At 55.8% G+C, this 9,854-nt stretch carries 8 protein-coding genes; all 8 read left to right on the top strand.

Features of this window, described 5'->3' with window-relative positions; all coding sequences use genetic code 11:
* The first annotated feature begins 158 nt into the window (after positions 1–158).
* A complete protein-coding gene (locus tag ABJK56_RS05665; RefSeq protein WP_347243696.1) occupies positions 159–590 on the top strand; it encodes a GDP-mannose 4,6-dehydratase in 432 nt (143 codons plus the stop codon).
* Between the two features lie 13 nt (positions 591–603).
* Positions 604–1,725: a UDP-N-acetylglucosamine 2-epimerase (non-hydrolyzing) gene (gene wecB, locus ABJK56_RS05660; protein WP_347243695.1), complete on the top strand. Its 1,122-nt coding sequence runs from the start codon at positions 604–606 to the stop codon at positions 1,723–1,725.
* Positions 1,726–1,958: 233 nt separating this feature from the next.
* Positions 1,959–3,758 carry a bifunctional sulfate adenylyltransferase/adenylylsulfate kinase gene (locus tag ABJK56_RS05655; protein ID WP_347243694.1) on the top strand — a complete coding sequence of 600 codons (1,800 nt, stop codon included), beginning with the start codon at positions 1,959–1,961 and terminating at the stop codon, positions 3,756–3,758.
* Positions 3,759–3,874: 116 nt separating this feature from the next.
* A complete protein-coding gene (locus tag ABJK56_RS05650; protein ID WP_347243693.1) occupies positions 3,875–4,708 on the top strand; it encodes an ABC transporter permease in 834 nt (277 codons plus the stop codon).
* Between the two features lie 71 nt (positions 4,709–4,779).
* Positions 4,780–6,144 carry an ABC transporter ATP-binding protein gene (locus ABJK56_RS05645; protein ID WP_347243692.1) on the top strand — a complete coding sequence of 455 codons (1,365 nt, stop codon included), beginning with the start codon at positions 4,780–4,782 and terminating at the stop codon, positions 6,142–6,144.
* Positions 6,145–6,150: 6 nt separating this feature from the next.
* Positions 6,151–7,500 carry a Wzt carbohydrate-binding domain-containing protein gene (locus tag ABJK56_RS05640; protein ID WP_347243691.1) on the top strand — a complete coding sequence of 450 codons (1,350 nt, stop codon included), beginning with the start codon at positions 6,151–6,153 and terminating at the stop codon, positions 7,498–7,500.
* A 10-nt stretch (positions 7,501–7,510) separates the two neighbouring features.
* Positions 7,511–8,341 carry a class I SAM-dependent methyltransferase gene (locus ABJK56_RS05635; RefSeq protein ID WP_347243690.1) on the top strand — a complete coding sequence of 277 codons (831 nt, stop codon included), beginning with the start codon at positions 7,511–7,513 and terminating at the stop codon, positions 8,339–8,341.
* A gap of 203 nt (positions 8,342–8,544) precedes the next feature.
* Positions 8,545–9,854: methyltransferase domain-containing protein (locus ABJK56_RS05630; protein WP_347243689.1), on the top strand; the 1,310-nt coding region annotated here is incomplete at its 3' end.

The following is a 9,854-nucleotide window of genomic DNA, read 5'->3' as shown; positions in this document are numbered from 1 at the left end:
GCTCTGGCGGCCTACCGCCAGGCCCTGGAGTGGAAGCCGGGGGATGAGGGGATCCGCTCCAGGATTCGGGCGCTGAAACCGTGAGGCGAGCATGGCTTAGACCGGACGGAGAGAGAGCGCAAGTCCCTGGCGGAGTTGATTGAAGCATGGGGGATGCCATGAGCAGAAAAATCCTGGTCACTGGCTGCGCTGGCTTTATAGGCTGGAAGGTAAGCGAGGTTTTGCTCCATCAGGGTTATACCGTGATCGGCGTTGACAATCTCAACGATGCCTACGATCCACGTCTCAAGCGATGGCGCCTGGCGCAACTGGAAGGCCGGCCGGGGTTCGCTTTCTATCGGCTGGATATCGGCGACCGGCCAGCCATGGAAGGACTGTTTCGGGCCGAAGATCCGTTTGATGCGGTGATGAACCTGGCCGCCCGGGCCGGGGTGCGTCCGTCCGTGGAGAACCCCTGGGCCTACTACGAGACCAACGTGATTGGCACGTTGAACCTGCTGGAGCTGTGTCGCGAGTTCGGGGTGAGGAAGTTCATCCTGGCCTCCACATCCAGCCTCTATTATAATATTACAATGAAATTAAGTAAATAAGGACCAGAGGGCTATGAGGATCCTTTGCGTGTTTGGGACCCGCCCTGAGGCAATCAAGATGGCGCCGGTGATTCTGGAATTGCGCAGGCGTTCCGGGATAGAGTGCCGGGTGTGCGTTACTGCCCAACACCGCCAGATGCTGGATCAGGTGCTGCGCCTCTTCCATATTGCGCCGGACTATGATCTGGATATAATGGAGGACAACCAGTCTCCCACCCGGGTGGCTGCGGCCGTGCTGGCCCGGCTAGAGCCTATCCTGCAGGAAGAGAAGCCCGATTGGGTGCTGGTGCAGGGAGACACGACTACGGTAGCCGCAGCGTCCCTGGCCGCTTTCTACACAAGAGTGAAGGTGGGGCATGTAGAAGCGGGATTGCGCACTCACGACAAGTGGCAACCCTTCCCGGAGGAAATCAACCGCCGCGTGGCCGGCGTCATCGCCGATCTCCATTTTGCCCCCACTGCCTGGGCGCGCGACAATCTGTTGCGCGAAGGGGCGCCGCCCGAGACCGTTCACGTGACCGGCAACCCGGTGATTGACGCTCTGTTGACGGTGGCTGAAAAGCCCTACGATCCGGAGAGCGGTCCATTGGCCGGCTTGCCGTGGGAGCGGCGGATCATCCTGGTTACCGCACACCGGCGAGAGAACTTTATTTCTCTGGAGGAAATCTGCAGGGCGCTTTCGGAAATTGCCCACCGCTATGAGGGGGATGTGCACATCGTCTATCCTGTCCATCTGAACCCGAACGTGCAGGAGCCGGTGTATCGTTTGCTGGGAGGCCAGCCCGGCATTACCCTGCTCCCGCCGTTGGACTATCTGCCCCTGGTCTACCTGATGAAGCGCTGCACTCTGGTCATCACTGACTCAGGGGGCATTCAAGAAGAAGCGCCGGGACTGGGTAAGCCTGTATTGGTGCTACGGGACGTGACCGAGCGCCCCGAGGGCGTGGAGGCCGGCACAGTGCGGCTGGTTGGCACAGATCGGGAGCGGATCGTGGCTGAAACTGTGCGCTTGCTTGAGGATGCCGAGGCTTACAGGCGCATGGCTCAGGCGGTGAACCCCTATGGCGATGGGCATGCCGCGGAGCGGATTGTGGATGCACTGATACGGTGGGGCACTGCTGCACCATCCGGCTGAACTTTGCAGAAGTGGAGTTCATCGGAAATAACGGGAAGATGACCGCGAGTCTCCTTTAGAGAAATCCGCATAATCCGCGCCCTTATTTTCTGATAAAATCTGGCAGTGTCGGAGCAACCATGCACGCTGACGATACAATGGCACAGTCCACCACTCAGCAATCCATGGATCAGGCTAATAGAATTAGCCAAGACATCGGTGGAGAAAAGTTGGGGTCACAAGGCAGGATAAAGATGTCATCGCTCCTGATCCCACCTTGTGGAGGCAAACTGGTGGACCTGATGGTGCCACCAGAAGATGTCAGTGAAATAAAGGCGTATGCCAATCATTTGCCCTCAGTGTTGCTTTCCGATCGGGGGGTGTGTGACCTGGAACTGCTGGCGACGGGCGCTTTCTCGCCCCTGGACCGTTTTATGGGCCAGGGGGATTACCAGCGGGTGCTGGATGAAATGCGCCTGAGCAGCGGTCACGTCTTCCCGATCCCGGTCACGCTGCCGGTGGAACCGGGGCCGCATATCCGTATTGGGCAGGATATTGGCCTGCGCAATGCCAAGAATGAACTGCTGGCCGTGATGACCATTGAGGAGGTCTACGAGTGGAACCTTCAAGAACTGGCTCAAAAGGTTTTTGGCACGTTGGATACCCGCCACCCCTTAGTGGCTGAACTCCACGCCTGGGGGCCTCTCTTTATCTCCGGCCCGCTGCGGGTGCTTCGGTTGCCCTCCCATTACGATTTCCAGGATCTGCGTCTGACACCCTCTCAGGTGCGCTCTCGGCTGGAAGAGATGGGGCGGAGAAATCCGGAAATCACCCGCAATCCTCATCTGAACGTGGTTGCTTTCCAGACCCGCAACCCACTCCATCGGGCCCACGAGGAGATGACCAAGCGGGCAGCTCAGTCGGTGAATGGTGTGTTATTGCTCCATCCAGTCGTTGGAATGACCAGACCCGGCGATGTTGACTACTACACTCGCGTCCGGACTTATAAGATTATGGCCGAGCGGTATTATGACCCGCAGCGGGTTCTCCTGGCGCTGCTCCCGCTGGCCATGCGGTTGGCCGGCCCTCGCGAGGCAGTCTGGCATATGATCATCCGACGCAACTATGGGGCGACTCACATGATTGTGGGCCGAGACCACGCCGGGCCTGGGGTGGATTCCCAGGGCAGGCCTTTCTACGGTCCGTATGATGCCCAGGAACTGGCTTTCTGTTATAGCGAAGAGATCGGAATTCAGGTGATTCCATTTGATACGGTAGTCTATCTGCCTGATGAGGAGCGTTATGAGGAACTTTCCCGCGTCCCTTCGGGGAAGCGATACATTATGCTCTCGGGCACGGATGTTCGGGAGAACTACTTGAATAATGGTCGTCTTCTGCCAGAGTGGTTCACCAGGACGGAGGTTGCCGAAATTCTGGCTGAAAGCTATCCACCCATTTACAAACAGGGGATCTGTATCTGGTTCACTGGTTTGCCTTGCTCGGGAAAGTCCACCGTGGCGGAGGTTCTAACCCAGATGCTGATGGAATATGGGCGCCAGGTGACCCTGCTGGACGGCGATGTGGTGCGCACCCATCTCTCCAAAGGATTGGGTTTCAGCAAAGAGGACCGGGACATCAACATCCGGCGGATCGGTTTTGTGGCTTCGGAGATTGTACGGCACGGTGGTGTGGTGATTTGTGCAGCAGTCAGCCCCTACCGGGCCACCCGCAATGATGTGCGGAATATGATAGGAGCCAACCGCTTTGTGGAGGTCTTTGTGGATACACCGCTGGAAATCTGTGAACAGCGGGATACCAAGGGGTTGTATGCCAAAGCCCGCCGCGGCGAGATCAAGGGTTTTACCGGCATTGATGACCCTTACGAGCCGCCGGAACATCCAGAGATCACCCTGGATACGGTTAACCATACGGTGGAGGAAAACGCTCGTATCATCCTGGATTACTTGATCCAGAGGGGGCTGGTGCGGGGCGAGCGGTACATAGCGGCAACATCATCGGGTGATAGGCACAAGGACGTGAGGGAGTCAGGATGAGGTTGTGGTGAGGATGGTCCAAATCTTATATAGGCAATAGGTAAGACATCTATGATGGTCACTCCCGTTTGTCCAAAGTCCAGTTGGAATGGGACCGTTTTTAGGAATGTGCAACAATGGCAACTCTTATCCGTTATGTTCGTGATTTGTTTAACCTGCCGGGAGTGATACGCAACCTGGTCCGCCACCGGGAATTGATCCGTGTCATGACCTGGCGCAATTTCAGCGCTCGCTATCGGGGCTCCTTTGGCGGCCTGTTCTGGTCAGTATTTCAGCCAATGGTGATGATGGTCATCTATACCGTCGTGTTTTCTCTGTTTCTTAAGGTCAGGTTCTCAACCGATGCCAGTCCGTTCACCTTTGCGGTATACCTGTTGTGCGGCTTGCTTCCCTGGCAGGCCTTCAGCGAGGGGGTGCACACCTCGGCTATCTTGATCCGGGCCAATGCGAATTTAGTGAAGCGGGTGGTCTTTCCGCTGGAAATACTACCGGTTAACCTGACCTTGGCGGCTATCATTCAGCAATTTATTGGCATGGTGCTGTTAGTCCCGCTGGCCTGGCTGGTGACCGGCCATTTGCATGTAACACTCTTGTTTGTGCCGGTGATTTTGGCCTTACAGGTGCTCTTTTCCACGGGTGTGAACTGGATCGTGGCCAGTCTGGCGGTGTATTTGCCCGATATGGGGCCGCTAATCTCACTGGTGCTGACGGCGTGGATGTTCCTGACCCCTATCTTTTATCCAGAGGATGTAGTGCCACCCCAGGCCATCATCATCTTTCGCCTTAACCCGATGGCCCGGTTGGTGAACCTGTATCGGAATGCCTTTATGATTGGTCTGTTGCCCGATCTAAGAGATCTGTTGGGCACAATAGGGGTGTGCCTGTTAACGTTTCTGGTTGGCTACTTCTGGTTTATGCGTCTCAAAAAAGGTTTTGCTGATGTATTGTAGAGATGCTCTAAACCGTTGGCTGGAACCGAAAATGTTTGAAACCCCGGTTCAATCATAGGGGTATGCAAGCAATGAGTGATGACGCAGTCATTACTGTGCGTAACGTGAGCAAGTGCTATTTGCTGTATGACCGTCCGCAGGATCGGTTGAAGCAGAGCCTGTTTTGGCGCCTGGGCAAGAACTATGCCCGCGAGTTTTGGGCGTTGCGCGATGTATCGTTTGAGGTGCGGAAAGGCGAGCGGTTGGCTGTCATCGGTCGCAATGGAGCGGGCAAGAGCACATTGCTGCAGATTTTGGCCGGAACACTTTCGCCTACAGTGGGCGAGGTGCAGATACGTGGGCGAGTCGCAGCACTGTTGGAACTGGGCAGCGGATTCAATCCGGAGTACACCGGGCGCGAAAACGTGCGGATGAACGCTACTATACTGGGATTGTCGCCCCAAGAGATCGCAGCCCGTCTGGAGGAGATCATTGCGTTCGCCGATATCGGTAACTTTATCGATCAACCGGTCAAGCTGTACTCAACCGGCATGCTGGTGCGGCTGGCCTTTGCCGTGACGACCGGCGTGGATGCGGATGTGCTCCTGATTGACGAAGCGCTGGCCGTGGGAGATGTATTCTTTCGGCAGAAATGCTACAAGCGGCTGAATGACCTGCGCGACCGCGGTGTAACGGTCGTGCTGGTCTCCCATGCGATGACAGAGGTGGAGCAATTTTGTCAACGCGCCATCCTGCTGGATCAAGGCACCATAGTTTTCCAGGGCGATGCTTATGAGGCAGTTAGACTCTATTACCTGATCGGGCAATCGGAGCGTGTCTCTATACCACTATCCCAACCATCACCTGCGCCCGTTGCTCCGCTGCAGGAGAGCAAGGACCTTGACTGGCCCTCTCCTGATGCGTTCCTGGACATATCCAGCATACCACAAGTTTCAAATGGCTGGGCACGCTGTACCGGTGTAGCCCTGTGTAACCAGCAAGGGTTACCATGTCATACCTTTCAACAAGGGGAGACTGCGAGTTTTTTCTACGAGTTTGAACTGCTTCAGGACATTGAAGTGCCAATCGGGGGATTGGTCATCCAGAACGACAAAGGTATAGTTGTGCATGGCAAGAGTACGCTGGAGTATGGTTCTGAGGTACCCACCTGGGTTACTGCTGGAAGTCGCCTGCGTTTTCGACAGGACATCAAGTTGGAACTTGCCGTTGGGGAATACACATTTGAAGTAGGATTGGCAATGATCGGACGCTATGACTTTGAGTACCGTGGGAGGTATACACACTCTGAGCTCAGACGAAAAATCATACGTCTGTGTCATTTACCCAAATTGGGGCCTTTCGCTATAGTATTCCGCCAGAATGGTGCGCCGGTGCAATTGCTTCATCATGGGGTAGCCAATTTACCCGGCACATGTCGTGTGAGAGTGGAGGTTTAGGCGCTCATGCACCATATCGCAACAGACAAGATAGACGAGCATTTCTGGCCATCCTCAGATGCTTTTCTGGATATATCCAGCGTTGCCCAGTTAAGCGACGGGCGTGCTCGCTGCACAGCAGTTGCCCTGTGCGATGCTTATGGGCATCCCGCTCGTTCCTTTTTTCAGGGGCAACAGGCGCATTTCTTCTACGAATTTGAAGTTCTGGACGAAATCGGCGTGCCGAGCGGTGGATTGGAATTTCACGACGCTACCGGGCGTGTCATCCATGGCAAGAACGCTTTTCAATACGGCTTGTCGGTGCCTTGTTTGGTTCAATCAGGAACACGCTTGCGCTATCATCAAATTATCAATCTGGAAGTTGCGCCAGGCGAATACTGGTTTACGGTTGGGTTGGCTTCTACCGATGAAGCGTCTTATAGAGGCTATCGTGAGGGCTCTCTCACTCATGAACAATTTAGCCAATTGATTGATGAACACTGCCGTGTTATAGATGTTGGCAAGTTCACAGTGAGATTCAATCCAGAGGGCAAATTGTTGCATCACGGTGTGGCCAACTTGCCAGGAGAGTGCCGAATCACGGTGGTGAAGGGGACAGCGCTAGAGGTATTACCTGCGCATCGGTCTATTGATATTGATGCGCCGACGATCTTTCACATCACGCACTGGAAGGCAGGTTCGCAGTGGATCCACAAGATCCTGGCACAATGTGTGCCTGATAAAATCGTTCCCCCCCAACTGGATGAAACCCAATTCCTGCATTGGCCGTTACAACCTGGAAAGGTATATCCGACGGTCTATGTAACCAAACAACAATTTGACAGCGTGCGCCTGCCATCTAATTTCCGCCGATTTGTGATCATCCGGGACTTGCGCGACACATTGGTGTCGGCGTATTTTAGCATCAAGGTCAGCCATCCGGTGCTTGAGCCTCGCCTGGCCAATTGGCGTGCGGTTCTGCATTCCCTGAGTTTGGAAGATGGTATGATCTACCTGATGGATGAGTGGTTGCCCGGTTGTGCACGTATCCAAGTCTCATGGCTTGAGGCCGGCGAGCGATTGATCCGCTACGAAGACCTGCTGGAGCACGATCTGGAAATCTTAGAACCATTGCTCTTAGAGCAGTGCCAGTTGCCGGTCTCGCGAGAGCGGTTCCGAGAGGTGGTATTGGCTAACCGTTTTGAGCGGTTGACGGGTGGCCGCCCTCGCGGGCAAGAGGATATTAGCGCGCACGAGCGCAAGGGTATCGCTGGCGATTGGCGCAACTATTTCACCGACCGGGTCAAGCAAGCGTTCAAAACACGCTATGGCGGCCTGTTGGTGGCCACGGGCTACGAAAAGGACTTAAACTGGTGACTATCTTGCTATGAAACAAGAGTTGCTGTCTCCAGAACAAGTTCTGGCTGGTTACGATGCCGTCAGTCAACTGTATCCTTACATCCTACCGATGTGCATCTGGCGAGCGTGGGAATACGCGGCCTACCAGCGATATAGTCTACCCGAGCCGGTGCTGGACGTCGGTTGCGGCGATGGGCGTTTTTTCCGCCTGGTATGGCCCCAGATAACTGCTGTGGTTGGGATAGACATAGACCTTGGCATATGCGATGCCGCGCGGCGCTCCGGTGTGTATCAAGAAGTGTATGCAGTGCCGGCTCATCAGTTGCCGGCACACCTTGAGAATTTCGCCTCTGCTTTCGCGAATTGCTCCTTAGAGCACATGGATCATCTCCCTGAGGTGATGAGCAGCATTCGGGGTAGCCTGAAACCGGGTGGCTATTTCCTACTAAGTGTAGTAACAGACAAGTTCCTTGAGTGGGCGACTTTGCCCCTGCTGGTACGGGAGGTAGGAGACCCGACGCATGCTCAGAATGTAGAGGCTGAATATCAAGCATACCACCATCTGGTCAATCCCCTGCCTGTGATGCTGTGGATGGAGCATCTGGAAAGAGCAGGGTTCAAAGTTCTGGAGCACGTGCCCATCGTGCCCGAGTTAACCAGCCGACTGTTCCTGTTCCTGGATCATCTATGGCATATCCGTCGGCCTGGCGGAGAGTTGGGAGATGTGCTGTTTTCGTACATGGGATCTCTTCCCAATTTCCTACCCGCTTTCCGCCAGATTCTTGCCAATGTGTTACACATGGAACGTGATTGGTCTACTGGTAGTGGAGCAGTCTTTTGGGCGCGGAGGAAGGAATGATCCAGGCCAAATGTTGGTGCGGCAATACGGAACTGGTTCCATTTTCGCCTGAATATTGGAGGTGTCCGGTTTGTGAATCTCTGGTTACCTCCCGGACGCCAGCACAATCCGCGACACCCAGGGTCCTAGATGACAATCACGACTTCTATGGGCGAGATTACTGGTTCTCGTACCAGGAAAAGGATTTGGGTTTCCCGAATATTATGGTTCGCTCTCGCACGGATCTCCCCGAGCGCTGCTTATACTGGCTGCGCACAGTGCTCAAGTACAAACTACCGCCGGCAAGTGTTCTGGAACTGGGGAGCGCACATGGCGGGTTTGTGGCCATGCTACGCTGGGCTGGTTTTGAGGCGACCGGCCTGGAACTCAGCCCCTGGGTGGTAGAATTTGCCCGGCAACACTTTGGCGTGCCAATGTTGTTAGGCGCCATTGAGGATCAGCAGGTTGAACCCGGCTCGCTGGACATGATCGCGTTGATGGATGTGCTGGAGCACTTGCCTGATCCGGTTGGCACCATACAACACTGCCTGAACTTGCTCAAACCAGACGGTGTTATGATCATCCAGACGCCGTGCTACCCGGAAGGGAAATCCTATGAAGAGATGGTGGCCGAAGGAAACCGGTTTCTGGAACTGTTGAAAGCCGATGAGCATCTTTACCTCTTCAGCCGGCAGTCCATCCGCGAGTTTTTCCATCGTCTGGGGGCCGAGCACCTGGCCTTCGAACCGGCGATCTTTGCCCATTACGATATGTTCCTGGTCGTGAGCCGCGTGCCTCTGGCTGCCTATTTGCCGGATGGGATCGCAAAGGCGTTGAGTGCCACGCCGAATGGCCGGATGATTCAGGCGTTGTTGGACCTGGATGACCAGTACCGTAGCCTGCAGAGTCGCTATGCTGAATTGGAAGCGGACCGGGCTGCACGGTTGGAGAACCTGCAGCGCCTGGAGCGGCTGCTGGCCGAGGCAGAACGGGATCGCGCGGCGCGGCTGGGGGTGATTGAGGCGCAGGGGGCGGAGATCGCCCGCTTGCAGGCAGAGGTGCACCGCTGGCTGGAGGAGAACAAAGCCCTCTGGCAGCAGGTGGGAGAAATGGAGGCGGAGCGGAATAGATTGCAGGCACAACTGGCCGATTTACGGCAGCAATTTGAGTCTGTGGAGGCCGATCGCGCGGCGCGGCTGGGGGTGATTGAGGCGCAGGGGGCGGAGATCGCCCGCTTGCAGGCAGAGGTGCACCGCTGGCTGGAGGAGAACAAAGCCCTCTGGCAGCAGGTGGGAGAAATGGAGGCGGAGCGGAATAGATTGCAGGCACAACTGGCCAACCTGCAACGGCGGCTGGATGAAAGCGAAGCGCAACGCTCCAGACAGGCTGCCCTGGGTGTGGCCCAGCAGGAGCAATTGCAGGCGGTTATGGCCCAGCTCCGTACACTGCAGGGCCTCTTTACCGCTATCCAGCGCGGGCGCGTGTACAGGGTCGTGCGACGGCTGGGCGGTTGGAAATGGGTGGAGCAGGCGTT

It is taken from the genome of Thermogutta sp. (assembly GCF_039793925.1).
Lineage (GTDB): Bacteria > Planctomycetota > Planctomycetia > Pirellulales > Thermoguttaceae > Thermogutta.
The sequence above is the reverse complement of the archived record's forward strand: the minus strand, read 5'-3'. Positions and strand labels throughout refer to the sequence as shown.

Coding starts and splice junctions, on each gene's coding strand:
- ABJK56_RS05655 (WP_347243694.1), top strand. CDS start 1,959: ATGTCATCGCTCCTGATCCCACCTTGTGGAGGCAAACTGGTGGACCTG.
- ABJK56_RS05645 (WP_347243692.1), top strand. CDS start 4,780: ATGAGTGATGACGCAGTCATTACTGTGCGTAACGTGAGCAAGTGCTAT.
- ABJK56_RS05640 (WP_347243691.1), top strand. CDS start 6,151: ATGCACCATATCGCAACAGACAAGATAGACGAGCATTTCTGGCCATCC.
- ABJK56_RS05665 (WP_347243696.1), top strand. CDS start 159: ATGAGCAGAAAAATCCTGGTCACTGGCTGCGCTGGCTTTATAGGCTGG.
- wecB (WP_347243695.1), top strand. CDS start 604: ATGAGGATCCTTTGCGTGTTTGGGACCCGCCCTGAGGCAATCAAGATG.
- ABJK56_RS05650 (WP_347243693.1), top strand. CDS start 3,875: ATGGCAACTCTTATCCGTTATGTTCGTGATTTGTTTAACCTGCCGGGA.
- ABJK56_RS05635 (WP_347243690.1), top strand. CDS start 7,511: ATGAAACAAGAGTTGCTGTCTCCAGAACAAGTTCTGGCTGGTTACGAT.